We start from the raw sequence: 24145 nt of genomic DNA, 5'->3' as shown, positions 1-24145 counted from the left end.
TGGCACGGGCCCACCGGCGAGCGCGCCGACTGGTGGTGGTACGAACCCTTCCAGCCGCAACCACCACCAACACCCAACTAAGTCGCTTACCACGCCGGTCATGACCAGCGGCGGATTAAAGCTGAAATGGCTTGAGGTAGAGAGGAATTCGTTCGCGAGTCGCGCGACAACGGCATCGTGACATGAAGCCGACCTCCCCTGGCTCAGACGCCGTCGGGCCGGGAATCGACCACCGACCTAGCCGGAACCGAGTCCCGGCACGATCTCGCCGAGGCTGAAAGTCACTGGCTGTTCGAGCTGTTCGTAGGTGCACGAGCGGGGTTCGCGGTCCGGACGCCACCGATTGAACTGCGCGGTATGACGAAACCGCCGGCCTTCCATGTGGTCGTAGCGGACCTCGACGACTCGCTCGGGGCGCAGCGGCACGAACGACAGGTCCTTACCCGCGTTCCAGCGCGAGAATTCGTTCTTACGAGGAGTGCGCTCGCCGGCTTCGTGCGCGGCCCAATTCCACGGGTGATCCTCGAAATCGGTGACGAGTGGCTGTAGTTCGTCGAACAGCCGCCGCCGCTCGGCCATCGGAAACGCGCCGATCACCCCGACCGACGCGAGCTGGCCATCATCGGAATAGAGACCGAGCAACAACGAACCGATGGCGCCGGCGCCGGACTTGTGCACCCGATAGCCGGCGACCACACAGTCGGCGGTGCGCTCGTGCTTGATCTTGAACATGATCCGCTTGTCCGGTTGGTACGTGATGTCCAGCGGCTTGGCAATCACGCCGTCGAGCCCGGCGCCCTCGAATTCGTCGAACCAGCGCTGCGCGGTGTCCAGATCGGTCGTCGCCGGTGTGGCATGGATCGAGGGCCCCGAGGCCGCCAAGGCATCGACCAGGGCAGCGCGCCGTTCGCTGAAGGGGCGTCGCGTGTAGTCGTCGTCGCCGAGGGCGAGCACATCGAACGCGATGAAGGATGCCGGCGTGGTCTTGGCAAGCATCTGCACCCGCGAGTCGGCCGGGTGGATGCGTTGTTGCAGGGCCTCGAAATCCAGCCCGGTCCCCGTGGCGATGACGATCTCCCCGTCGATCACGCAGCGCTCCGGCAGCTCGGCTCGGACCGCGGCGACCAGCTCCGGAAAATAGCGCGTCATCGGTCGTTCGTTGCGGCTGCCCAGCTCGACCTGGTCGCGGTCCCGGAAACAGATCGACCTGAAGCCGTCCCACTTGGGCTCATAGGACGCATCGGGGGGGATTGAGCGCACCGACTTGGCCAGCATCGGCGACACCGGCGGCATGACAGGGAGGTCCATAGCCTGATTGTGCTGGAATCGGAGGTATGGCTGCTGCAGAAGAGCTCGACGTGGACGGCATCGCGGTGCGCCTGACCAATCCGGACAAGGTGTATTTCCCCAAACTGGGGTCCAACGGCACCAAGCGACACCTGGTGGACTACTACCGTGCCGTCGCGGGCGGTCCGATGCTCGACGCGCTGCGCGATCGGCCCACCCATCTGCAGCGCTTCCCGGACGGCGTGGACGGCGAGGAGATCTACCAGAAGCGGATCCCGCAGCACCACCCCGACTATCTGCAGACGTGTCGGGTGACTTTTCCGTCGGGACGGACGGCCGATGCGCTGAAGGTGACCCATCCGGCGGCTGTCGTGTGGGCGGCGCAGATGGGCACGGTCACCTTGCATCCGTGGCAGGTGCGCTGCCCCGATACCGACCATCCCGATGAACTGCGCATCGATCTGGACCCGCAACCCGGTGTCGCCTTCGACCAGGCGCGCACCGTCGCGGTCGACGTCCTGCGGCCGTTGCTCGACGAACTCGGGTTGGTCGGATACCCGAAGACCTCGGGTGGTCGCGGGATCCACGTCTTTCTGCGAATCGCCAGCGACTGGGACTTCATCGAGGTACGCCGCGCCGGCATCGCCCTGGCCCGCGAAGTCGAGCGCCGCGCGCCCGATGCGGTCACCACGTCCTGGTGGAAGGAAGAACGCGGGGAGCGCATCTTCATCGACTTCAACCAGAACGCGCGGGACCGCACCATGGCATCGGCATATTCGGTGCGGCGCACGCCGATCGCAACGGTGTCGATGCCATTGACATGGGAGGAACTGTCCGCCGCCGAGCCGGACGACTACACCATCGCAACCGTGCCCGATCTGGTCAAGGACCGAGACGACCCTTGGGCCGCAATGGATGACGCGGTCCAATCCATCGCCTCCTTATTGGAGATGGCCGAGGCCGACGAAGAGCGCGGGCTGGGGGACATGCCGTATCCGCCGAACTACCCGAAAATGCCGGGCGAACCGAAGCGTGTGCAACCATCTCGGAATACGGACCTAAACAGGAAAAACAAATCGAAGTGACGTTCAGGGGTCGTGATGAGCGAAACCGGTTGCCCGACTTGGGGCTAGGACCATGAATTGGTATGACTGACCACTTCGAGCCGATGTCCGAGGAATGGCGCGACTTCATCGGCGCCGCAACCATATGGACACCGGGCTTGGCACACACTGCCCGGACGGGCTGGCGGATCTGGACGCTGCCTAGCCCTCGCCGGTGGTAACCAGGTTTACCTCCAAGCCAAAGCCGGGCGCAGTCATTAGGTTGGCAGGGCGCAGTGCTTGGATAAATCAGCATTCTTACTTCGGAGGAGCGATGAGTCCGGAAGATGTCGTGCGCGCACAGCTGAACGCTTGGGCGACGTTGGACGCCGAAAAGATTTTGAGCTATTTCAGCGATGAGGCGGTGCTGGTCGATCCGACAGGGACTTATCGCGGGCTAGGCGAGGTCCGTTCCTGGGTTCAGGAGCATGTCGAACGCATGGACCACGCGGATCTCGAAGTCTTGAACGTTGCGGTCAACGGCAGCCTCGTGATGGTGGAGCGGATTGACCGCTTCATCTACGACGGCAAGAAGGTGTCTACGCGTTGCATGGGAACTTTTGATGTGGTCGGCGACAAGATTGTTGCCTGGCGCGACTACTTCGACATGCCTGGTTGAACCATAGGCTCGACGAAGCGCACACGCGTGCTCGCAGCCGTGAGAGGAAGCGGCCACGCCACCGCATGGCTTCTGGTCGACCGGTACGGGGTTCCGGTCGAAATGTTCTGCCGCATCATCCTGTGCTCGCCGGTGAATTGGTCCGTTGCGCACGATCTTCGCTGAGTGTCGGTGGCGGCCGGGATGGTGGCCTGGGCCGGGCAGAGCGTCGCGGCTGGGCGAACGCAATGGCGCCGGCCGATGACCGGCGTCCGCGATTCCGGGAGGGCAGCTGTGTTTGGCTCTGCGTGGAAGCGATGGCGGACAGCGGCGACGTGATATCACTAGCCGTCGGGTGGCGCAGTGCGCTCAAGAAGAACTTTCAACTGCGGTTGAAAGTTTCACATCCTTGATGCCGGCGACTGTCCATGCGGACACGTCGGACAAGCGGATGCGCAGCGATTCGTGCTCGACGATGGTGCCTGCGACGTAACAGCGGGCTTTACGGAGATGAAGGAAGACCCTGGCCTGCTCTGCTTCGAGCGCCCCGATACGGTCGGCGACATCCTCGGCCTCGTTTTTGGCGAAGAATTTGGTGACGTAGTGGCCGAAGTATGCGCCGGGCACCGTTATCCCCGTTGCCACGCCCCAGGGCAGGTATAGCGTCACTTCGATGCTGACGGAATCGGCTTCCGCATCGATGTGACGCAGGATCGCATCTGTCCCGACGGCGTCGGAGTCAGATAGGGCCATGTCAGAATCGTAGAACAGTTTCTGCACTCGGCACCTGCGATGCGTCAATCAACGGGTCAGACACGTGAGGGCCGGGGTGGGACAACGGTTCTCAGCACCGCTACTCCCGCTATTAACTGCGGATCGCGGCGAGGGCTCGTGAATTGGTCGATCACGGCGCCGCGCTAGAGGCGGCGTGCCGCATCATCATCCTGGAAGATCAACTCGCTGAGGCCCAGGCAATAAACGCCGAACTTCACCGCAGCCTCGGCGACCAGCGCCGCCTTCCAGTGAATGACCCTCAGTCCTGAACTCCGCTGATGCTGGGGTCATTTCATCTAAGGCAGATCTGATCAACCTCGCTTCTCAGAAACAGGCACCAGGCCGAGACCGGGTTGGCTCCGCGCAAAACCTGCGTGTTGCTGGTGTGGCGATGGTCGAAGTGGGTATCCCGGCGCGTCAGACGTGCGGCGGACCCGGGGTTGCCGCGGTGCCTAGCCCCCGGTAGTCATGAAGCGGCTGCCGGGGGCGCCTATATGGCGAGGGCTATGGCGGTGCCGACGGTCGGACACCGCAACGGTAACTAACCACTACCAAGTTCGGATCGATCCACCATTGGTCAGGCGGGCCGGTGAGGGCTGCGTCGACGTTGGGTAGTGGATCAGTTTGGATCACCGGGCGGCGGACCCCTGTGAATTCGCACGCGTCTTTTCACCGCACTCGGGATAACCAACCGACGCTAGGGGGAGACCCACCGCTCCAGCGATGGCACCGTGACATCGCTGCGCTACTCGACTGACCGTGCGGTGCGAACATTGATCGCTCGATTACGTTGGACACGCGCTCTTTGGCGCGCCCAAGCAGCGCGACGACGGATATCGGCGGAGAGAAGTTGGACTCGTCGGGCGTCGTTACGGACGTCACGAGCACCTTCTAACACTGCATCGGTAACGTCGGTGGAGAGTGGCCGTGGCGCCGAGCCTGACGCTACCGGCTCCATGGCATTGCATGTACCCCCTGGGTTGTCCCTAACCTGCCGATTGAATTCAAACTGACCCACTACCCGACGTTGCGACCAGTCGGCGAAACGTCACATCATAGGACACAAGGGGCTACGCACATGGGCACACGTGTGATTGGGTTGGCGGGTGATGTACAGCTCGACCAGCGGTTTTCATGATGAGCGGGAAGCGGCGACTACATGACTGTTGAACACGAGGACTTGTTGGCGCGGCTGTCGACGACCGCCGCAGCGATCGAGTCGTTGCGAGAGGTATTCGCCGCCGAGGAGCTTCTCGACGACGTGTTGACCCGCATTGCACGCACCGCACTTGATGCAACACCAGATGCCGATGCCGTGTCCATCACCGTGCTGGCCGGCGGCGACGGTGGGAGCAAGGCCCCACGAACCCTCGCCTATACCGATGCACAACTGCTGCGCCTGGACCACGAACAGTACAGCTCCGGGCGCGGGCCCTGCGTGGAAGCCGCGCAACGACGGGTCCCGGTGCGGGTAGAGATGAACAACGAGGTGCAACCCTGGCCCGAATTCGTGGCGGCCGCACGCGGCGAGGGTGTGCACGCGAGCCTGTCGGTGCCGCTGCTGATCGATGTGGCCGACCGCGGCGGGCAAGAACTGGTCGGCTCACTCAATGTCTACAGTCGCCGCGCCTCAGCCTTCGACCCGTTCGACGAGCAGCTGATGGGCCTGTTCACTATCGCCGCAAGCCACGCCATCACCAACGCACGGCGCTGGCAACAATCCCGCGACACCGTCACCCAACTCGAACAGGCGTTGACTTCGCGCGCCGACATCGAACAGGCCAAGGGCGCCCTGCGCGCACTACACGGCTACAGCGCCGAAGACGCGTTCAACACACTGCTCAACGATTCCCAACGACGCAACATCAAACTGCGCGCCCTCGCCCGCGAATTCCTTGACTCAATGTCGACTCAACCGCCCACGTCCACCAACCAGAAGCGCGCCGCTCCCACGTGAGGCGTCCTTTATGGCTCGCGCGCAGGACTACCAAGGACTAAGCCACACAGGAGTCCGGACTACCACTGGCCCTCCGCCCGGGCTATCCGCTTACTCGGACCTCAACGCCCGGCACACAACGGCAGGCGAGAGTCTCGCGGCGTGCGGGTGTAGACGCTGACCCCCGATCGCCGAGGAGGTGGACGCGTACTCGCTGTGCCCGTCGTACCGTTCACCGCGCCAGTGCCGACGCCCGGCGAGTCGGTGGCCGGCGGAAATCTGCGCCGAGTTGCTTCGAACGAACACGCCGTCACCCGGGAACCTCTCCGCACCAAGCCGGGCGGAGAATGCGCAAGCGCCCACTACAACCGGCAGTCCGATGCGATCGATCGCAGCCGGACGATCCTGCACAACGCAGGTGGCGGAGAGCAGGTGATCCACAACCGGGAAGGCCAGATCCGGGCGAAAAACACCATCGAGCCGGGCAACGATCCCTGCCCACCCCGCGACAAGCGGTGATCGCTTACCTGACGTAGGCGCTCCGCTGCCGATGTCAACCATCTAGGCGGCGTTGGCAATATGGCTGTCATGGCCCGGCCACGCCGTCGGTGACCCGCAGTGATTTCTTTGTCGCAGCGGCTCACCGGCGGTGGTGGCCTACCAGATGACGACCTCGGCGTTATCGCCTGCATAGCAGCGGGTCGAAACCTTCGTCGATCCGTCGCTGAACGTCACCGTCGACGGGGGCGCCCCGCAGGAAGCGGCGCTCCAGCGCGGCGGCTCGGCTGCGAACGGTCATGTGGCGCGGCGGGATCTCACTTCACGCTTCAGCTCGATCACCTCTTTTTCGAGGTCGATGACACCCTTCGCGCACATAGCAGTGAGGCCGATGAGTTTCACGACCGCGGCCCAAAGGGCGTTCTTTCCGGTAAAAGACTGGTCGAGGTAAGCGAACCGGTCGCGGAGCTCCTTGCCCACGACGGATTCAGGGTCGAGCTCGATATCTCTCATCTTGTGGAACGGCGAGAAGTCGGGGAGTGACTCTGGTTCGGGTGCCATGGCGAAAAAGTGTAGAGGCTGAATTCCCAGAGTCACAGAACCCGAGCCGCACTACGCTAGCCGGGTGCCGCTGCGCTTGGGCGAGGGTCGAGGACGCCGCCCCGTTAGTAAATGCCCGGGCATGCCGAACTACCCGAAAATGCCGGGCGAGCCCAAACGCGTTCAGCCCAGCCGGGATCGAGATCTTAAAGCCGAGAGGGACTAGCTGGATGTCGGTGGCGGCGCGGGCGTGTTCCGCGGTCGGTGATGCGGGCAAGGCGGGAGAAGAGCACCTCGGCGCAGCTAGCGAGCGATTGCCGGCCAGTCCAATGAGCGCGCCCGCCAGGCTGCCAACCGGTGCCAGCAGCGAGGGCCCGGTCAACACGAGATAGCCGAACGTGACACCGACCACGAATAGGGCCTGGTGCAGGGGTAACCATGAAGCGATCGGGCGCATCCGGAACGACAATCCCATGCCGAGCAGCAACGCCACCACGTGGCCGCCGGCGGTGAAGTCCCCGCCCGTCGCCGCCACCACCGCGGTCCCCAGCCACCACCCCACCCAGACACCGCGCCAGCGCGCCGGGACCGCCGCCGTGAAAGCGCCGAGCACGCACATCGCGCCGTAACTGATCCCCACGTCGCTGGCACGTGCCACCGAGACCGGCAGCATCCCCGTTCCGATGGCGGCGACCAGCCCGACCGCGACGATCAACGTGGCGCCGATGTGCCCGACGGCGAAGGTAAAAAGCAATCCTCGGCCGCACCACATGAGTTCACCCAAGGCCAGTAGGCAGGCGAGCCCGGGCAGCCATAAGAACAGATCCCCGCCGTCGTTGACGAATGCGCTCCCGATCAGGGTGCCCAGATGGCCGCGCCCAAGATTGTGGACGTTGGTGCTCATTCGGCTTACGGCGACCTCGCGCGCATGCGGACCGAGCGCGGAGAGGATGAGATAGATGACGAGCAAGATGACCGCATAGGTGGCCGTGACTCGCACCGATGCCGCGCCGGGTACGGCACGCAGCGGCGCCTGAGTCCAACGCAAGACGCCGTCGCGGGTGGCGGCGGCTGGTGTCATAGGTCTACGGTGCGGGTCCGGCGGCCGGCGTGCCTCTGTCTTAACGAAGCCTTCACACCCGTGCCGCAAATCTTCACGGAGCTGCACGGCCTCGTGACGTCCCCTTAAAGAGAGGTAATCGCAGCGACGGCCTCGTCGGCGGTCACAGACCATCGTCTCTCGGCGGCCCCCTAATGAACAGCAACGCTGATCGAGGGCGCCCTGCGGTCTTGACGGACTCCTCGCGATCCTGCTACACATGGCCTGCGCCACAAGTTTGGGCGGTCGCCCAAAGTCGATGGGTGGAGGATGTCATGGGTCGGATGGACGGCAAGGTCGCCTTCGTGACCGGGGCGGCGCGGGGGCAGGGCCGCAGCCACGCCGTCCGGCTCGCGCAGGAGGGTGCCGACATCATCGCGGTCGACGTCTGCCGTGGATTCGAAGGATCGCCGGCCCCCGCTGCCGCGTCGGAAGACCTCGACATCACTGCGGGCATGGTCAAGGACGCCGGAGCCCGCGTCGTCACCGCGGAAGTCGACGTGCGTGAATACGACGCGTTGAAGGCAGCCGTCGACGGCGGAGTCGAACAGCTGGGCCGGCTGGATGTCATCGTCGCCAACGCGGGCATCGGCACGATGACCGGCAAGCTGCACAAGACCGACGAGGCGCTGTGGCAGGAGATGATCGACGTCAACCTCAGCGGGGTGTGGAAGACGGTCAAAGCCGGCGTCCCACACCTGCTGGAGGGGGACCGCGGCGGTTCGATCATCTTGACCTCGTCCGTCGCGGGTAAGAAGGCCTACCTGCACACCGGTCACTACACGTCGGCCAAGCACGGGGTGGTCGGGCTGATGCGGGCGTTCGCAGTCGAGTTGGGGCAGAAGATGATCCGGGTCAACGCCGTGCTGCCGACACATGTGAACACGCCGCTGCTGATCAACGAGGGCACGTTTCATGCCTTCCGTCCCGACCTGCAGAACCCCGGGCCGGAGGACCTCGCGCCGATCTGCCAAACCTTCCACACGCTGCCGATCCCGTGGGTCACCGCCCAGGACATCAGCAATGCTGTGTTGTTCCTGGCCTCCGACGAAGCGCGATACATCACCGGCGTTGCGCTGCCGGTGGATGCCGGCAGCTGCCTGAAGTAAGGAAAGCATCGATGACGGTCACCAACGACACCGACGTCTACTACGACCCCTACGACGTCAACATCAATGCCAACCCCTACCCGATATACGCGCGGCTGCGCGAAGAGGCGCCGATCTACTACAACGAGCGCTACGACTTCTGGGCCCTGTCAAGGCATTCCGACGTCGAGCACGGACTGGCCAACTGGGAGACATTCTCCAATAGGCGAAGCGACATCCTCGAGCTGGTCCAGTCGAAATTCGACATGCCCGGCGGTGTCATGATGTTTCAGGACCCGCCGGAACACTCCAGGTTGCGCGGACTGATGTCGCGGGTGTTCACCCCACGCCGAATGTCCGCCCTTGAGGACCAGATTCGGCAGTACTGCATACGTTGCCTGGACCCGCTGGTCGGTTCCGACGGATTCGACATAATCGCCGATCTGGCGTCGATGATGCCGATGCGCGTGATCGGCATGCTGTTGGGAATCCCGGAATCCGAACAGATCTCGGTGCGCGACGCCAATGACGCCAACCTGCGTACCAAGCCGGGGGCGCCGTTGAAGGTCGCCAACGCCGACTCCATCGCCGACGGCCGGATCTATGCCGACTACGTCGACTGGCGTTCCAAAAACCCCTCGGATGACCTGATGACGACGCTGCTCAACGTCGAATTCGATGACGAGAACGGGGTGCACCGCAAGCTGACTCGCAAAGAGGTGCTGCACTACACGCAGGTGGTGGCCGGTGCGGGCAACGAAACCACCGGCCGGCTGATCGGCTGGCTGGCCAAGGTGCTCGCCGAGCACCCCGACCAACGTCGCGAGGTTTACCAGGACCGGTCGCTGCTGACCCGTACCATCGACGAGACGTTGCGGTTCGAACCCACCGGTCCGCACGTCGCGCGTTGGATGGCAAAGGATTTCGAGTGTTACGGCACGATCGTCCCGGCCGGCAGCGCGATGCTGCTGCTGTTCGGTGCCGCCAATCGCGATCACCGCCGCTACACCGATCCGGACACCTACAACATCCGTCGCGACAACATCTCGCACATCACCTTCGGAAAAGGCGTGCACTACTGCCTGGGCGCCAACCTGGCTCGCCTCGAGGGCCGCGTCGCGCTCGACGAGATCCTCAACCGGTGGCCCGAATGGGACATCGACTACGACACCGCGCAATTGGCGTCGACGTCGACCGTGCGCGGCTGGGAGCGGCTGCGGGTCGTGCTGCCCTGAGACCGGCTACGTGAAACTAGCCGATCGTGCGTAAGCACTATTTCACGCCGCGTCGCGTGCGTAGGCCCCACACTCGGTGCCCTGACCGACCAGGCTTAGCCGCGTCAGGTGGTTTTGCGTTTCTTCGGGGTGGGCATCTCGAACCGGTCCAGCAGCCGGTTGACCAAGGCGATGGCCGCTTCGTGGCCCCCGGACGATCCCAGCCCTTCTTCCAAGATCAGGGTGCGGCCAATAGAGGCGATGAAGACCGCGATGGCCGCGGGTGGATACTCGTCGGTGTCGACGTCGTGTTCGCGGATGATGAAGTTCAGCGCAGTGATCTGCTGCTCACGCCAGCGATCCGACCATGCGGCGATCTCAGCGCGAATCTCCTTGCGGTGGTTGGCAAGCCCCATGAACTCGAGCAGCAGCCTGGTGTCCTTGGGCTCGATGAGGGTATCCCAGAAGGCGTGCAACGGCCGATCCGACGCCAGCGCCGCCTGCTGGCGCTCCAGGTAAACGGCCGCGCCGAGGCGAAAGACGGCCAGGTACAGGTCGTCCATCGTGGGGAAGTAGTAGTGCACCAGCGCCGGTTTGACGCCGGCCTTGGCGGCCACCCGGCGCGACGTGGCCGCGGCGTAGCCCTCCTCGAGCATGATCTGACTCGTCGCGGCCACCAGCAGGTCGCGCGTCGTCGAGTCGCGCGCCTTGGGTCGTTCAGATGCCGTCACGTAGTGGTCCTATCACACGGCCGGCTCGGCGACCATCTCGAAGAAGGCGGCGCCGGAATCCGGGATGCAATTCTGCTTGAACACGTTGACGGCGTACGAGACCAGGATCATCGAGTACAGCAGGTGCAGCAGCCTGGTCGCATCGTCCGGTAATGCGTTGATATCGCGCCCATTTAGATACGCGATCGCCTCCTCGGCCCGGGGGGCGATGGCGTGGTAGAACCTGACGAGGTCGTCGTAGGGCTTGGACAGCCGCGCCCCGTAGCGTTCGGCCCGGGTCGGCAAGGCCCAGTCGGCGACAAACGGTTCAAGATCGGGCGCGGCCCCCAGCTCGGGATAGTCGGTGGTGAACTTGCCCCGCCCCGTCGACAGGCGCTGCTGGATGCCGGTCACGAGGGGACCTCTTCACTGCGTTGCCCGCCCTTGGGCGCCGAGTTCTTCCAGGGCTCCTGGTCCCAGGCTCGGTCCAGCGGCGCCATCTCGCCTCCGAACGGGAAGAAGGCACGCTGCGCGTAGGTTTCCCGGGCCAGGCCGTGGCCGAGTTCGTCGATGAAGGCCCGCTTGAGTGGGTTGGTGAACAACTGGCGTGAATAACGCAGTGTCAGAGGCGGACGCTTGACCAGTTCGCGGGCGAGTTCCCATGCCCTGTTCAGCAATTGGCCCTTGGGCAGCACCTCGTTGACGACCCCCCACTGCTTGGCTTCCTGCGCGCCCAGCTTCATGCCGGTCAACAGGAAGTAGCGGGCGCGGGTATGGCCGGCCAGAAAGCTCCAGATGACGTGTTGGCCGTCGCCGGGCACCTGCCCGCGCGGAAAGTGCGAGGCGTCATGGAAGTATGCGTCTTCGGACGCCAAGACGATGTCGCCGAGCAAGGGCACCTCGGAGTGAATGTTGCACGGTCCGTTCTCGGCGCTGATCATCGGGACGTCGACGTCGAGCACGTTGGAAATTAAATGGCGCGCATACCAGGCTTTTTCGTCGAGCTTCAACAATCCGCGGGTGCCGGGCATGAGCAGATAGTCGGGCTTTTCGACCAGATCGCCGTTGGGCATGCGTCCCCAGTTGGCGTTGTAGTTCTCGCCGGTCCCGGTGTGGATGAGTACCTTGATTTCGCGGTCCCCGGCGATATCGGCGAACGCGTCCGACATCTGATCGTGTGCCCGCCAATCCCACACCAGGCTGCCGCCGTTGGTGTGGCACTGCATGAACAGGATGCCGTCTTGGCCGAGCTCGAGCCGGTAATTGGCGTACTGATCGTGGTATTCGCTGTACCTGGTTCGCTTTGCCATTGAGCCGTCTCATTTCCGAGAAACTGTCAGCCCGCTGGTTTGAGCGATCGCCCAAACCGGGTAGCTGACATGCTTGCACCTCCGGTCGCGGTGGTCAAGGTTCACCGGCCGTGCAGGCGGACCACCACGGGTGCGAAGGATTCGAACTGTGACTGCTGCACCGTGACATAGTTGACGCCCTGACTTTCCCGGCGCGAATGCAGCGTCTCGACAACGTGATCCACCGAACCGACCAGCACATTTGGATGGTCGCGTAGCAGATCAACGGCGATGCCCGTCGACTACGCCAGCCGCGTCAGCACCGCACCTGAATCGTCGGTGATTTCGGTGAAGTACGGGGAGCTCTCGACGTCCAGGCTGCCGAAGCGCTCGCCGGCGGCGGCACGCACGAAGCCGATCCGGCGCTCGGCTACCGCTTGGGGGTCAAGGCCGTCGGCGTCCCGCGCCACGAACGGCACGCTCGAGATGCTGACGATGTCGGCTTCGCGTCCGGCCAGCGTCAGCACGCGCCGCCCGCCGCCGCCGATGATGATCGGCGGATGGGGTGATTGCACCGGCCTCGGCCGGCCCGCGTAACCACGTACTTCGACGAACTCACCCGAGAAGTCGAGTTCCTGGCTTCGCCAATGGGCCCTGATGAGCGCGACAACCTCGGCCAGCTTGGCGATTCGTCGTCCGGGCCTGTCGAACTCGAGCCCCATCGCCGCGTACTCGACTCCGCTCCAGCCGGCGCCGATGCCGAATTCGAGCCGCCCGCCGGAGAGCACATCGAGCGTGGCCGCTTCCTTGGCCAGCACCGCGGGCACGTGGTAATCGATGCAGAAGACGCGGCAACCGATGCGCAAGGTCTCGGTCCAGGCGGCGGCCGCCGCCATCGCCGCGATGGGTGCCAGGTCTTGGCGTGGGGTGCGCGCTTCGCGTTGCGCGGGACCGGGTCCCAGGTAGTGATCGGCGAGGAAAAGCGTTGAGTATCCGAGGGTTTCGACCCGGCGAACGGTGTCGCGCCACTCCCGTCCGCTGCTGGCGTTGGTCGCTTGCACCGCGAAGCGGAACGGGGGCCTGTCCATCAACGGACCCTAAATTGCGCGGCATTCGATATTCAAGGCCCGTTACTTGACCGTCGTTGACGCGGGGTGATAGGCATGGGAAGCTCATCGGGTTGGGCGATCGCTCAGGAAGGTGGCTCGCAGTTGGGCGTGAAGACGGCTGTGGTGACCGGGGGTGCATCGGGGATTGGCCGCGCCGTCGCCGAACGGTTGCGCAGTGACGGGTTGCGGGTTGCCGTCATCGATCTTTCCGCCACCGACGACGATTTCGGGTACATCGCCGACGTCACGGACCGCGCCCAGGTCGACGGCGCGATTGCGGCGATCCGCGAGGCCCTCGGCCCGATCCTGGTGCTGGTCAATGCCGCCGAAGGTTTCAAGGAGTTCATGGACATGTCATTCTCGGACTGGTCCAAGGTGATTGACGTCAATCTGCATGGCGTCTTCCACACCGTTCAGGCCGTGCTGCCCGACATGATCGAGGCCGGGTGGGGTCGCATCGTCAACATCTCGTCGTCGAGCACCCACTCCGGACAGCGCGCTCGGCTTTCGACGCCGGTCCGCCGACGGGATCCAAAACGGTTGGTACGTAAGGCCGACGCTGTTCAGCGATGCCACCAATGACATGCGGATCGCCCGCGAAGAGATTTTCGGTCCGGTGCTGACCGTCATCTCCTACCGGGACGAGGACGAGGCAATTCGCATCGCCAACGACTCCGAATACGGGCTGGCGGGATCGATATTCACCGGCGACGCCGAGCGCTTACAGCGTGGCGGCCAGGGTGCGGCCGGGCACCTTCGGCGTCAACGAGGGCTACATCATGGATCCGGCGGCACCGTTCGACGGGGTCAAGAACCGTGGCTACGGGCGCGAACTCGGTACCGAGGGAATCGACAGTTACACCGCCAGCCAATCCATTTCGGCGGCGACGTCATGACTTGCCGTCATTACCGGCCGAGTCTAAGTATCTTAACTATCGGGCATAGCTTGGGGCAATCCGTTCATAGATAGGGACACGCGTGGCCGCCAGCTTCAAGGACGTTATTCAGTCCAAGTACTTGCTGTTGACGACATTCACCAAGGATGGGCGTCCGAAACCGACAGCGATCTGGGGCGTGCCCGACGGCGACGACACGCTGTTGGTGATCACCGACGACGGTTCGTGGAAAACCAAGCGGATCAACAACACTCCGAGGGTGACGATCGCCAGGAGCGGGGCGCTGGGCAAGCCCAAGAGCGAAGAGGTCGAAGCGAAAGCCCGGGTGCTACCGAAGTCCGAGACGCGACGCGTCTACAACGCCGTCCTCAAGCGGTACTGGTATCACGCGCCGTGGTTCTACGCGCACTCGATCGTCCGCGGCGGCATCGACAAGGTGCACGTCGGCCTCGAAATCAAGCCCGCCGGCTGAGGCGCGCCGCAGCTAGCCGCCCTCGCGCATCGCCTCGAAGGTGTCCGCCACGGTCTCCTTGGGGTCCCGATAGGTGATGCCGAGGTCTCGTTCACTCGGCGAATCGTCCGACGCCGGCATCTGCGTGTAGTACTGCATTCCCGCCCAGGTGAACGGCGTTTCGAAGGGCAGGAAACGGTTCGCCCGATCCAGCACCGCGCCCGCGACGCGCAGCGCGGTGTCCGGAATCCGGACGGCGACCATCGGCGTCCCGGCGACCTCGCCGATCAGATTCGCGAGGTCGGCCGCGGGCACCCGATGGCCACCGGCGGTGTAGCGGCGCGGCCCGCGCCCGGGCTCGAGCAACGCCGCATGGAGCGCGGCCAGATCGCGGACGTCGACGATCAGCCACGCGGCGCTGCGGCCGGGGATCGCGTGCATCTGCACGGCCGCCCGCACACCCTCGCCCGCCTCACCGAATTGGTCACCGACCGGCGGGCCGAGCACCATGCCGGGATAGGTGATGTTGACCGGCGCGCCCGCATCCTGCAGCCCCCGGGCATAGATCTCGACCTGTGCCTTGGAGGTGCCGTATCCATCCGCCCCGCCCACCACCGGCAGGTCCGCCGTCAGCATCTCCAGGTCCGGATGGAACAGCGCGGTGAAGCTGGACACGTGCACGATGGGATCCAGGCCGAGTTCGACGGACTGGCCCAGCACATTCTGCGCGCCCTGCATGTTTGTGGCGAGCATCTGGGGCGTCTGGCGTGGGTCGGTAGCGACTAGAGCGGCGCTGTGCACGACGGCGTCGCATCCCTGCAACGCCTGGCGCACCGCGACGCGGTCGGTGATGTCGGCGACGGCGAAGTCCGACACGTCGACGCCGAGCTTGGCGACGGTGGTTTGCAGCTTGTCGGGGTTGCGGACCAGGAACCGCACGGAGTGCCCCGCATCGGAGAGGGCCTTGGCGGTCCACCCGCCGACGAAACCGGTACCACCCGTGACGAGAACCCGCATGGGCTCATTCTGCAGGACTGCGAACCTAGAGGTGGCTGGAGGCGAAGCCGGCAGCTTGATTTGTCATGCCGTTAACCGGATACGACGTGTGCGCGGCGAAGTTGTCGGTGTCGGCGTTACCGCAGATCGGATCACCCTGCGCGCACAGTTCGAGCGTCTTCGGCTGGTACAGCGGCCCAATGGTCAGCGGCGGTGCGTTGTACTTCCGCAGGAACTGACCCGATGGCGTGCCGAACAATGTCACGGCGGCGACGTGCTTCGCGACGTCCGGCGGCATCGGTGGAGGCACCGCGGAGGCGGGCACGCCCGGAGGCACGGCGGCCGAAGTGGTGTAGCCCGCCACCGCGGCGCCCTGAGAGTAACCGCCGAGCACTTCTTTAGTGTTGGGGCAATCCACCGCCGTCGATTCGATGTGCGAACTGGCATCCCGGATGCCGTCGATCACAGTCAGCGGAAAGTCGGGGCTCGAAAAGTCAGTGCTGGCAGGGTAATTGACCGGATATACGGGCAGTGATTTGCCGCCCACCTGGGATCGCAACGCGTCGACGAACGGCTGGCCGATCCCGCCGAGGCCGGGCGCTTCGCCGGATCCCCGGGCGAAAACGACTTCGACGTCGGGACACGGCTCGGCCGCCGCGGACGGGGCGGGCGCGCTCGGAACGACCGAACCCGTCACCACCGCCGCCGACAGCGCCGACACGACAACCAACCGGCGCGCCGCCACGACGGCCGCACCCGGGCGAATACGCATTACTTCTTGAAGGCGTCCTTCACCTTTTCGCCGGCGTCCTTCAGGCTGGACTTCGCCTGGTCCGCCCTACCCTCGTCCCGGGTGTCGTGGTCGCCGGTCGCCTTGCCGATGGCTTCCTTGGCCCGGCCCCCGAGGTCGTCGATCTTGTTCTTCACCTTGTCTTCGTTACTCATGGCGTGCTGGCTACCCCGCAACCGGAGTTATCGAAACCCCACCCTGTCATCATGGACGGGTGAGCACCGCAATCGTGGTGGCAGTAGTGGTGGTGTTGATGCTGCTCGGCATCGGCATGGTGGTCAATCAGCTGCTGCGGCTGAAGCGATATCTGAGGGATTCACCCACCGAAGAACCACGCGATATCACGCCCGGGCCACCGGACCCGCCGATCTCCTGACGGGCGTGCGAATTCAGCTGGCGATCGCGCCGATCGCGGCCGCGCTCTCCAAGTCGCCGAAAGCGACGGCATAGCGCTGGGCCAGGGCCACGGCGACTTCGACGCGCTGCCAGAGTCCCCCGCCGGCGCTGGCCGTGCACAGCCACAAGGTCAGCCCGTGAGCGACCGACGCGCGATAGCGCAACCAAACCTCTGCACGGGACGGAATCTCATCGGCGGACAGCGCGAGCGCGTCGCGGTATTCGTCGAGGAGGCCACCTTCGTGCCTGCGGCGATCATCAACCGTCAGGGCGCCCTGCAGGAAGTAGCCGAGGTCAAGTGACCAGTTACCCCGGCGCGTCATCTGCCAGTCGAGGAATCCAACTTCGCCGTGTGGCGTGACGTACGTGTTGCCGATGTGGGGATCGCCGTGCAGCAACGTCTCCGGCGATGAGGTCAGAGTTCGGATGTAGGGCTTCCACACTGACTCGACGAGATGGTCGATGGTCAGGCCCAGCACCTCGGCGGGAGTATCGCGATCGAGGAGTTCCAGGGCCGACGGCAGCGGAGCGTATTGCAGGCCATCGAAGGGCAGGAACGGTTCGAGCCAGGAGAGACCCGGATGTCGCAGTACGCGCTCGCCCCAGTATCGGCCGTGCAGTCGGCCCAGGGCGCGCACCCCGGAGGCGGCCTGGTCAAGGGTCAGCGGCCGGAGCGAATCACGCGGATCCGCCGCACGCGCGTTCAGATCCTCCATGACCATGATGAAGTCGTAGGCGTCTTCATCGATCATTGCGCTGTACACCGTGGGGTGTTCGAGCGGCAGGCGAACACCGGACATGAATAGTCGCGGCTCGTGAAACATCCCGCTGGTCATCCGGATCAGCTCCTTGTGAGCCGGATCGGCGGCCTTGACGAACACGGTGGCCGGACCGCCGCCGGCCGAATAGCTCAGCGCCAATCGGGCGCGCCGGTTGGTGCCGTCGTCGCGGAGCGCGACGGCCACGTCATCGACCACGGCGTCGGGGTGGCGCCCCGCGAGGGCCGCCGACATCCAGGCCGGTGTGATGTCATCCCAGCTCTGCGGCACCGACAGCGGCAGTGTGCTCACCGGGATCCTCTCGTCGCGGCGGCCGTGGTGTGCCAGTAACGACACGGACCGTGTCGTTACTGGCTGGAAGCGAAGTTACCGCATGCGGCGCACCCTTAGGAAGGGCGTGGCCTGATCTAAGCTCGCCTCATGCCTCAGATGAGGGGCGGCAGGCCGCGCGACGTGCAGCTTGACGATGTGATTCTGGTGGCCACCCGGGATCTCTTGGCAGTGGGCAGCTACGCCGAGTTGTCGATGGAAAAGGTGGCCGCCCGCGCCAAAGTGGGGAAGAAGACGTTGTACCGGCGGTGGCCGTCGAAAGCCCCACTCGTCGCAGATGCCGTCCTGGACGCCTACGGTCGAGGCGGCTCGTTCGAAGTCCCCAACACCGGTGACCTTCGAGCCGATCTGCGTTCCTGGCTCGTCGAGCACGCCGAATTCATAGCCGACCCGGCGAGCGCAGCACTCATACGCGCGCTGGTCGCCGCTGCGGCCGCCAACGCGTTTGACAACGAGGCGCTTTACCAACAGCTCAGCATCCCCCAGCACGCAGGGCTGTTGGCCCGCCTGCGACAGGCCGCCGGCGACGGCCACTTGCACGCCGATGCGGATCTCGATTCGGTCGCGAACGCACTGATCGGCACCCTGCTGCTGCGGGTGCTGACCGGCATGCCGGCGGGTGGCCCGCCCGCGACCGAGTTCGACGGACTCCTCGACGCGCTACTCGACGGCGCCGCGCGCTGATCTGTGAAGTCAGGGGGCGAATCGGGCCCAGGCTGATAGCTTCAATCCTCGTGAACGCTCGGGGCGTCGCGACGCCGTGACGCCGTCGACTCTGCTGGTCACCGATGCTGGCTTGCCACGCGGTGTGTCCGGTGCTGCCGACCCTCGTTTCGCGAGCGCCATCAGGGTGTTCTCCCAACTGTTTCCCGGTCGCCGGTTCGGCGGGGGTGCGTTGAGCGTCTACGTCGATGGGATTCCCGTCGTGGACGTCTGGACCGGATGGTCGGACCGGGCCGGCACCCAGCGCTGGACCGCCGACACCGGGGCCATGGTGTTCTCGGCGACCAAGGGGGTCGCGTCGACGGTGATCCACCGCCTCGCCGACCGCGGGCTGCTGTCCTACGACGCGCCCGTAGCCGATTACTGGCCCGAGTTCGCCGCCAATGGGAAGGCCGAGATCACGGTTCGCGACGTCCTGCGGCACCGGTCCGGGTTGTCGCACTTGCGCGGCGTCAGCAAGACGGAGTTGATGGACCACCTGCTCATGGAGGAGCGACTGGCAGCGGCGCCGGTCGACCACCTGCGCGGTGTGCAGGCCTACCACGCGCTCACGTACGGATGGCTGCTGTCCGGCTTGGCCAGGGCGGTGACCGGCAAAGGGATGCGCGAGCTGATCCGCCAGGAGGTGGCCCGTCCGCTCAACACCGATGGGTTGCATCTGGGCCGCCCACCGGAAGGCTCACCGACGACGCCGGCCCAAATCCTGATACCGCAGGGCAGGCTGCGCGCGCCGGTGATCAACTTCATCGCACCGCGCGTGGCCGGTCTGCCGTTCTCCGGCGCGCTGGGTGCGATGTACTTCCCCGGCGTCATCTCCCTGATCAAGGGTGACACCCCGTTCCTGGATGGTGAAATCCCCGCCGCCAACGGCGTAGTCACCGGCCGGGGGCTCGCCAAGATGTTCGCCGTCCTTGCCAACGACGGCCGCATCGATGGAAAGAAGTTCCTGTCCGAAGACCTGGTGCGCGGGCTGGCCGGGCAGGCGCGCCGCAAGTGGCCCGACGCGAACATGGTGGTGCCCATGCCTTTTCATCTGGGTTACCACGAGTCGCCCGTTCCCGGTTTACTCCGCGGCTTCGGTCATGTCGGCCTGGGCGGAACGCTCGGCTGGGCCGACCCCGAGACCGGCAGCGCCTTCGGGTTCGTCCACAACCGGCTGCTGACGCCGCTGCTGTTCGACATGGGATCCTTTGCGGGCCTTGCCCGTCCGCTGCGCAACGCCATCGAGGCGGTCCGTGACCAAGGTCCCCTCGCGGTGCCGCCGCTGGGCGCCCGCTACGCCAAGCCCGCGCGGCGACGGGCCAGCGTCCGCGACACCGTGGCGGCGGGCGAGGGCTGATCGGGGCTATCCGACGTAGGCGTTGCCGCGCGGCAGTGTCAGCGGAAGATCGGCGTAGGTGGCGATTCCCGGCGCCGCGGCGACGACGGCGGCGATGCCGTTGATGGCGGGCACGGCCGTCATGATGTGTCCGAGGTCCATGAATTCCTCGAGCGTGGTGGCTTCGAAGTACGGCGGCGGCAAGAAGCCGACCTTGGTGGTGACGGTCGGTTGCCCGTCGACCTGGATGATCCAGCCGTCCTGCTCAATCTTCCAGTCGGGTTCCAGGGTCTGCCCCTTTCTCCACCGGACGTTGAGGTCGATCAGCGTCTTGCCGTTGACGATGCCCTGCCAACTGATGTAGGTCCCCGCGACATGTCCCGCGGGGATGGTCCAGGAGGCCATGACCAGGTCTTCGGTGGTCTGGGCGAACTCGGCGACACACTTCACCTCGTCCAGCTCGATTCCGAGCGCGTCGCCCACCAGCCGGACGGCCTCGCCGAAAATGGCCGTGCCCTTCGCGGCCATCGCCGGCAGGTCGGGGTGGTCGATCGGCTGGCCGAAGCCGACGGGCTTCTCGGTTTCCGGCGAGTCATAGAAGGTGGTGTCGGCGGCCTCGTTGACGGTGACCTTGTCGATCCGGTTGCACACCATGGCCGACACGATGGCCAACAGTTCGGCGAAGCCGGGGCTGACACCCGACCCGAAGATGGTGGAACCGCCCTTCTCGCAGGCCGCCAGGATGCGGTCGCGGCCCTCGCCCAGGTTGTGTCCGGTGATGAACGAGGCCGTGGTCACCACGTTGACGCCGGCGGACAGGATGCGGACCAGTTCGTCGACGTTGATCCACATCGGGTTGTAGACCACACAGTCGGGCTTGAGCGCCAGCAGCTCGTCGATGTCGTTGGTGGCCGCGATGCCGAGCGGTGGGATCCCGACGAGTTCGCCGGCGTCGCGCCCGGCCTTCTCCGGTGACCAGGCGTAGCAGCCGACCAATTCCAGGGTGGGGTTGGTGACGATCGATTTCAGCGAGCTCTTGCCGACGTTTCCGGTGTTCCACTGCACGACGCGATAGGTGTTTGGCACTCGCTCAGCATAGGGAAGAACCGGGGTTCTTAGTAGACCTAATAGGCAGATTCTGCGGCCAATATTTCGGCCAGGAAGGCGTCTTGGGGCGGCAGGTTCTGCCGCGCCCGCGCCCACCGCCGCACCCGCTCCCGTGTCTCGGGGGCTTCCACTGTTTCGGCGCCGACGACCACCGACATCATCGACCAATCGTGGTCCCACGCCGCGGACTCCTGGCCGGCCACCACCGGCGCAGCCAATGCCCGGTGGCCAACCTGCGCAGCGGGGCAACCGAGCCTGGCACCAGGTCGCGCCCGGATCTGGGTCGCGAGCTCGTAGCGGCAAGAAGCGGACGGATCCAGCGGAGCCAGCTGCACCGCGACCTCGATGCCGGCCACCAACGTGGCTTGTTTGTCTTCGGCCAGTAGCCCCCAAGGCGCGCAGGCCCGGTCGACTTCTTCCTCGCAAAGCAAGGGGATTTCGGGCAAAGCGTCGCGATCCAAGGCGCGCCTCAGGGTCGCGCGCACCCGGTCCACGACACTGCGGTCCAGCGGACGGTCGCCATCCGCAGTCTGGGCAATCGCTGGAGGACGCTGCGGCGCAATCGAACTCAAACCCAGCTCGATGATCGACCATGGCAGTCGCGTGGTGTCGGTGCGGGCCAGAGCGCCCATGTTGTACGGGGTTGGGTCGGTGATCATGGCCGACCAGACGCGCTGACGCGTCGCAGCGGCGCCATGGCTGCCCGCCGCCCCCAAGACCGTGTTGAGCTCGGCGCGGAACGAGTCGATGACGGCCTCGCGCGCCCGCACGTCGCGCCAACTGCGGTCGAGCTGCTTGGCCAGCGTGGCAACGACCTCGGCATCCGCCACGTATCGATGCAGGACCTCGATCGCGGTGCGATCGCGATCCCGGTGGATGTCGCCGAGCACCGCACCAGAGCTGCCGAAGCCGCGGCACAGCCCAGGGTCCCAATCGCAGCTGCGAGAAGACGTTTCACTTGTGGTTCCTTCCTTCGTGCGCCGCCCCGATGGCGTCGTCCTGGCGCAAGTACAGAACGCTGCGGTTGCTACCGATCCCAAATTTCACGAGGCCTAACCGGTAGGCTGCGTCGATGTCCGAGCAGGCGAAGGGAGCAACGAGATGCTCAGCGTGAAATGGCTGGAAAAGCCTGACTCTCATGACTTTCCGGCGGCGGCGGACTACCTCACCATGCTTGCGGACCGGCAGACCGTGAAGAAGGTGATCAAAAAGCTCAAATCCGGGACGGTGACGCACCGGAAGGCCAAAGACATTCTGCGGGCCGCGCGGCTGAGCCTGCTCCCGGCGGACAATCCCCACGTCGCCGCGGACCTGACCAAGATCGAAAAGGGCCTACCCCTGTCGCCCATCCTGCTGGTGCGCGGCGACTTCCTCGTCGGGGTTGCTTTGCAGATCGCCGACGGCTACCACCGTGTCTGCGCGAGCTATCACACCGACGAGAACACGCCCATTCCCGTGGTTCTCGCGGCCGTCAGCCGCTGATCGGAGGAATGATCATGATCGACATCAGCACCGTCGGGACGGTGCGGGTGCTGACCCTGTCGTCGGGTCCAGTCAATGCGCAGGATGTCGAGCTGCTCGAAGAACTGGCCTCGGCGGTGCGCGAGTTGGCGCGTTCCGACGCCGGCGCGCTGGTCGTCACCGGTGCCGGGCGCGCTTTCAGCGCCGGCGTCGACCTCAACCGCGTGGTGCAGGGTGGCACCGCCTACACCGATCGGCTTGTCCCCGCGCTGTCCGCGGCGTTCGATGCGATGTTCAGCTATCCGGGGCCGACCGTCGCCGCGATCAACGGCGCCGCGATCGCGGGCGGCTGCGTGCTCGCCTGCGCCTGCGACCGCCGCTTGATCAGTCCCGAGGCGCAGATCGGCGCGGCCGAAGTGCGCGTCGGAGTGCCGTTCCCGGTCGCGGCGTTGGAGGTCATGCGCTACGCCTGTGGGATCCACGCCGATGAGGTGCTGCTGGGCGGCCGCAACTATCGGGGTGCGGAGGCCGTGGCCCGGGGCCTGGCCCACCGCGTCGTCACCGACGATCTCGTCGGGGCGGCCGTGGCGGAAGCGTCGGACCTTGGCAGCATCCCGGCCGACGCCTACCGGCAGACGAAGACCCAGTTGCACGCCCCGACGATGACGCGGATTCACCAGGCCCGCGGCGTCGATGACGAGGTTCGCCAGATGTGGGGCACGGACGAGACGCTGCGACGCATCGCCGCCTACGTGGAGCGGCTGCGACGGCGCTGACTATTCCTCGTCAGTGTTTTCGTCCAAAGCCACGCCGGCCCGCGTGCGCCTGCGCCGCATCCGGTGTGACCCCTTGCCGGTCGGGCGCCGGTTGCGCAACTTGGCCGTCGACTCGTCGCCCTCGTCGGCGGTCGCATCGGCCGTCTCGGTGCTGTCTTTGACCGGCGCTGCCTCGGTCGCCGGCTCCGGTGCCGCCTCAGAGTCGGCGGTTTCGGCGGTGACTTCACTGGGGGTCGCCGCCGCCTCGGCTTCCTCGGCTTCCTCGGCTTCCTTGGTCTCTTCGGCTTCGGCAGGGGCGGTCTCCGCCTCTTCCGTCGCGCCTTCGTCGGCTTCGGCCTCTTCCGCTTCTTCGGTGTCGGCCTCGCCGCCCTTCTTACGCCGCACGCGGCGCTCCTTGGGCTTCTTCGCCTTGATCGGTTTGGGCGGCGGCGGGGGCAGCTCGGCGACGAACGAGAGGTAGAACGCGAAAATTCCAAGCAACGCGATCGCGGCGGCCGCCCCGTAGACGCCGAACAACCACCGTCCGGCGGCGTCCAGGCTCAGCCAGATCTCGCTGACCGCCGTCCCGATGATGAGCACTCCGGCCAGCACGTGGGCCACTATCGACCAGATCCTGATGGACAGGGCCAGCTGCGGCGTCCCCAACTCCGGCTTGCGGGTGCGCAGCAGCGTGAACACCACGGGCAGCGCCGCGAGCGCGATGAGCGCACCGGTCGCAATGCGCAGCGAAGTCCCCAACGAGTGCGCGGTGTCACCCATCAGCTCAGGCCAGCGTGGCAACACGAAAAAGAAGTAGAGGAAGCCGGCAGCGATCGAGAATAACGCGTGCCACGGGATGGCGACCTTGCGCCCCATACCCCTCCTCGTGCTGGTGAAT

Annotated in this window: 27 protein-coding genes and 5 pseudogenes; 16 read left to right on the top strand and 16 right to left on the bottom strand. The window is 65.4% G+C overall.

Annotated features, from left to right (window positions below):
* Window positions 1–81, top strand: an 81-nt coding sequence (locus tag A5753_RS24760) for a hypothetical protein (RefSeq protein WP_231990006.1), incomplete at its 5' end; no start/stop codon positions are given.
* 156 nt (window positions 82–237) lie between these two features.
* Here the strand turns inward: A5753_RS24760 and A5753_RS05565 are convergent.
* Window positions 238–1308 carry an ATP-dependent DNA ligase gene (locus A5753_RS05565; RefSeq protein WP_067124240.1) on the bottom strand — a complete coding sequence of 357 codons (1071 nt, stop codon included), beginning with the start codon at window positions 1306–1308 and terminating at the stop codon, window positions 238–240.
* 26 nt (window positions 1309–1334) lie between these two features.
* Here A5753_RS05565 and ligD point away from each other — a divergent pair, with 26 nt between their 5' ends.
* On the top strand, window positions 1335–2372 hold the full coding sequence (gene ligD, locus A5753_RS05560) for a non-homologous end-joining DNA ligase (RefSeq protein ID WP_067124238.1): 1038 nt from the start codon (window positions 1335–1337) through the stop codon (window positions 2370–2372).
* Window positions 2373–2664: 292 nt separating this feature from the next.
* Complete coding sequence (locus A5753_RS05555) at window positions 2665–3009, top strand: limonene-1,2-epoxide hydrolase family protein (protein ID WP_067124236.1); 345 nt, start codon at window positions 2665–2667, stop codon at window positions 3007–3009.
* A gap of 348 nt (window positions 3010–3357) precedes the next feature.
* Here A5753_RS05555 and A5753_RS05550 read toward each other — a convergent pair whose 3' ends face one another.
* Complete coding sequence (locus tag A5753_RS05550) at window positions 3358–3768, bottom strand: hypothetical protein (RefSeq protein WP_067124234.1); 411 nt, start codon at window positions 3766–3768, stop codon at window positions 3358–3360.
* Between the two features lie 1153 nt (window positions 3769–4921).
* Between A5753_RS05550 and A5753_RS05545 the strand changes: the two genes are divergently transcribed.
* Window positions 4922–5719 carry a GAF and ANTAR domain-containing protein gene (locus tag A5753_RS05545; RefSeq protein ID WP_067124232.1) on the top strand — a complete coding sequence of 266 codons (798 nt, stop codon included), beginning with the start codon at window positions 4922–4924 and terminating at the stop codon, window positions 5717–5719.
* Between the two features lie 195 nt (window positions 5720–5914).
* Window positions 5915–6217, top strand: coding sequence for a DUF2188 domain-containing protein (locus A5753_RS05540; RefSeq protein WP_197694589.1), 303 nt, complete (start codon window positions 5915–5917; stop codon window positions 6215–6217).
* A 276-nt stretch (window positions 6218–6493) separates the two neighbouring features.
* Here A5753_RS05540 and A5753_RS05535 read toward each other — a convergent pair whose 3' ends face one another.
* A complete protein-coding gene (locus A5753_RS05535) occupies window positions 6494–6709 on the bottom strand; it encodes a hypothetical protein (RefSeq protein WP_156655955.1) in 216 nt (71 codons plus the stop codon).
* Between the two features lie 163 nt (window positions 6710–6872).
* Here A5753_RS05535 and A5753_RS24755 point away from each other — a divergent pair.
* Window positions 6873–6962: pseudogene (locus tag A5753_RS24755) on the top strand (hypothetical protein); the annotation flags it as partial.
* A 303-nt stretch (window positions 6963–7265) separates the two neighbouring features.
* Here the strand turns inward: A5753_RS24755 and A5753_RS25135 are convergent.
* A pseudogene (locus A5753_RS25135) lies at window positions 7266–7817 on the bottom strand (rhomboid-like protein); the annotation flags it as partial.
* A 293-nt stretch (window positions 7818–8110) separates the two neighbouring features.
* On the opposite strand from A5753_RS25135, the gene A5753_RS05525 reads away from it, so the two are divergent.
* Together A5753_RS05525 and A5753_RS05520 are read left to right on the top strand one after the other, a co-directional pair.
* Window positions 8111–8944 (top strand): mycofactocin-coupled SDR family oxidoreductase, encoded by an 834-nt coding sequence (locus A5753_RS05525; RefSeq protein WP_067124263.1) that lies wholly within the window; start codon window positions 8111–8113, stop codon window positions 8942–8944.
* A gap of 11 nt (window positions 8945–8955) precedes the next feature.
* Window positions 8956–10158 carry a cytochrome P450 gene (locus A5753_RS05520; protein WP_067124228.1) on the top strand — a complete coding sequence of 401 codons (1203 nt, stop codon included), beginning with the start codon at window positions 8956–8958 and terminating at the stop codon, window positions 10156–10158.
* 104 nt (window positions 10159–10262) lie between these two features.
* Here A5753_RS05520 and A5753_RS05515 read toward each other — a convergent pair whose 3' ends face one another.
* The 5 genes from A5753_RS05515 to A5753_RS05500 all read right to left on the bottom strand — a co-directional run bounded on the left by A5753_RS05515 (window position 10263) and on the right by A5753_RS05500 (window position 13224).
* On the bottom strand, window positions 10263–10868 hold the full coding sequence (locus tag A5753_RS05515) for a TetR/AcrR family transcriptional regulator (protein ID WP_255361349.1): 606 nt from the start codon (window positions 10866–10868) through the stop codon (window positions 10263–10265).
* A 12-nt stretch (window positions 10869–10880) separates the two neighbouring features.
* Window positions 10881–11198 (bottom strand): hypothetical protein, encoded by a 318-nt coding sequence (locus A5753_RS05510; RefSeq protein WP_067124258.1) that lies wholly within the window; start codon window positions 11196–11198, stop codon window positions 10881–10883.
* Between the two features lie 59 nt (window positions 11199–11257).
* A complete protein-coding gene (locus A5753_RS05505; RefSeq protein WP_067124226.1) occupies window positions 11258–12157 on the bottom strand; it encodes an enoyl-CoA hydratase/isomerase family protein in 900 nt (299 codons plus the stop codon).
* A 101-nt stretch (window positions 12158–12258) separates the two neighbouring features.
* On the bottom strand, window positions 12259–12396 hold the full coding sequence (locus tag A5753_RS24745; RefSeq protein ID WP_231990001.1) for a hypothetical protein: 138 nt from the start codon (window positions 12394–12396) through the stop codon (window positions 12259–12261).
* A 42-nt stretch (window positions 12397–12438) separates the two neighbouring features.
* On the bottom strand, window positions 12439–13224 hold the full coding sequence (locus A5753_RS05500; protein WP_231990000.1) for a TIGR03621 family F420-dependent LLM class oxidoreductase: 786 nt from the start codon (window positions 13222–13224) through the stop codon (window positions 12439–12441).
* 129 nt (window positions 13225–13353) lie between these two features.
* Between A5753_RS05500 and A5753_RS05495 the strand changes: the two are divergent.
* The 3 genes and pseudogenes from A5753_RS05495 to A5753_RS05490 all read left to right on the top strand — a co-directional run.
* Window positions 13354–13737, top strand: a pseudogene (locus A5753_RS05495) (SDR family NAD(P)-dependent oxidoreductase); the annotation flags it as partial.
* Window positions 13738–13783: 46 nt separating this feature from the next.
* A pseudogene (locus A5753_RS23630) lies at window positions 13784–14141 on the top strand (aldehyde dehydrogenase family protein); the annotation flags it as partial.
* An 82-nt stretch (window positions 14142–14223) separates the two neighbouring features.
* Window positions 14224–14613: a PPOX class F420-dependent oxidoreductase gene (locus A5753_RS05490; RefSeq protein WP_067124224.1), complete on the top strand. Its 390-nt coding sequence runs from the start codon at window positions 14224–14226 to the stop codon at window positions 14611–14613.
* A gap of 12 nt (window positions 14614–14625) precedes the next feature.
* Here A5753_RS05490 and A5753_RS05485 read toward each other — a convergent pair whose 3' ends face one another.
* From A5753_RS05485 to A5753_RS05475, 3 genes are read right to left on the bottom strand one after another with little or no spacing between them, the layout of a single operon-like run.
* Window positions 14626–15609 (bottom strand): SDR family NAD(P)-dependent oxidoreductase, encoded by a 984-nt coding sequence (locus A5753_RS05485; RefSeq protein WP_067124222.1) that lies wholly within the window; start codon window positions 15607–15609, stop codon window positions 14626–14628.
* A 25-nt stretch (window positions 15610–15634) separates the two neighbouring features.
* Window positions 15635–16360, bottom strand: a complete 726-nt coding sequence (locus A5753_RS05480) for a cutinase family protein (RefSeq protein ID WP_067124220.1) — start codon at window positions 16358–16360, stop codon at window positions 15635–15637.
* Window positions 16360–16533, bottom strand: a complete 174-nt coding sequence (locus tag A5753_RS05475) for a CsbD family protein (protein ID WP_067124218.1) — start codon at window positions 16531–16533, stop codon at window positions 16360–16362. Before A5753_RS05475 ends, A5753_RS05480 begins: the two co-directional genes overlap by 1 nt.
* A 59-nt stretch (window positions 16534–16592) precedes the next feature.
* On the opposite strand from A5753_RS05475, the gene A5753_RS24520 reads away from it, so the two are divergent.
* Window positions 16593–16754, top strand: coding sequence for a hypothetical protein (locus tag A5753_RS24520; protein WP_197694588.1), 162 nt, complete (start codon window positions 16593–16595; stop codon window positions 16752–16754).
* Window positions 16755–16767: 13 nt separating this feature from the next.
* On the opposite strand, the gene A5753_RS05470 is transcribed toward A5753_RS24520, so the two are convergent.
* Window positions 16768–17787 (bottom strand): phosphotransferase, encoded by a 1020-nt coding sequence (locus tag A5753_RS05470; RefSeq protein ID WP_369829295.1) that lies wholly within the window; start codon window positions 17785–17787, stop codon window positions 16768–16770.
* A gap of 186 nt (window positions 17788–17973) precedes the next feature.
* Here A5753_RS05470 and A5753_RS05465 point away from each other — a divergent pair, with 186 nt between their 5' ends.
* Both A5753_RS05465 and A5753_RS05460 read left to right on the top strand, forming a co-directional pair.
* A complete protein-coding gene (locus tag A5753_RS05465; protein ID WP_067124216.1) occupies window positions 17974–18567 on the top strand; it encodes a TetR/AcrR family transcriptional regulator in 594 nt (197 codons plus the stop codon).
* A gap of 76 nt (window positions 18568–18643) precedes the next feature.
* On the top strand, window positions 18644–19945 hold the full coding sequence (locus A5753_RS05460) for a serine hydrolase domain-containing protein (RefSeq protein WP_067124214.1): 1302 nt from the start codon (window positions 18644–18646) through the stop codon (window positions 19943–19945).
* Window positions 19946–19951: 6 nt separating this feature from the next.
* Here A5753_RS05460 and A5753_RS05455 read toward each other — a convergent pair whose 3' ends face one another.
* Window positions 19952–21010 carry a dihydrodipicolinate reductase gene (locus tag A5753_RS05455; RefSeq protein WP_067124212.1) on the bottom strand — a complete coding sequence of 353 codons (1059 nt, stop codon included), beginning with the start codon at window positions 21008–21010 and terminating at the stop codon, window positions 19952–19954.
* Window positions 21011–21297: 287 nt separating this feature from the next.
* Window positions 21298–21933: pseudogene (locus A5753_RS05450) on the bottom strand (hypothetical protein); the annotation flags it as partial.
* A gap of 199 nt (window positions 21934–22132) precedes the next feature.
* Here A5753_RS05450 and A5753_RS05445 point away from each other — a divergent pair.
* Together A5753_RS05445 and A5753_RS05440 are read left to right on the top strand one after the other, a co-directional pair.
* Window positions 22133–22513, top strand: a complete 381-nt coding sequence (locus A5753_RS05445; protein WP_067124210.1) for a hypothetical protein — start codon at window positions 22133–22135, stop codon at window positions 22511–22513.
* A gap of 14 nt (window positions 22514–22527) precedes the next feature.
* On the top strand, window positions 22528–23268 hold the full coding sequence (locus tag A5753_RS05440; RefSeq protein ID WP_231989999.1) for an enoyl-CoA hydratase/isomerase family protein: 741 nt from the start codon (window positions 22528–22530) through the stop codon (window positions 23266–23268).
* On the opposite strand, the gene A5753_RS05435 is transcribed toward A5753_RS05440, so the two are convergent.
* Window positions 23269–24123 (bottom strand): hypothetical protein, encoded by an 855-nt coding sequence (locus A5753_RS05435; protein ID WP_067124206.1) that lies wholly within the window; start codon window positions 24121–24123, stop codon window positions 23269–23271.
* Between the last annotated feature and the right edge of the window lie 22 nt (window positions 24124–24145).

The organism is Mycobacterium sp. 852002-51971_SCH5477799-a, assembly GCF_001667145.1.
In the GTDB taxonomy this organism is placed as follows: Bacteria; Actinomycetota; Actinomycetes; order Mycobacteriales; family Mycobacteriaceae; genus Mycobacterium.
Note: the sequence above shows the minus strand (reverse complement) of the source record. Positions and strands in the feature narration are given on the sequence as shown.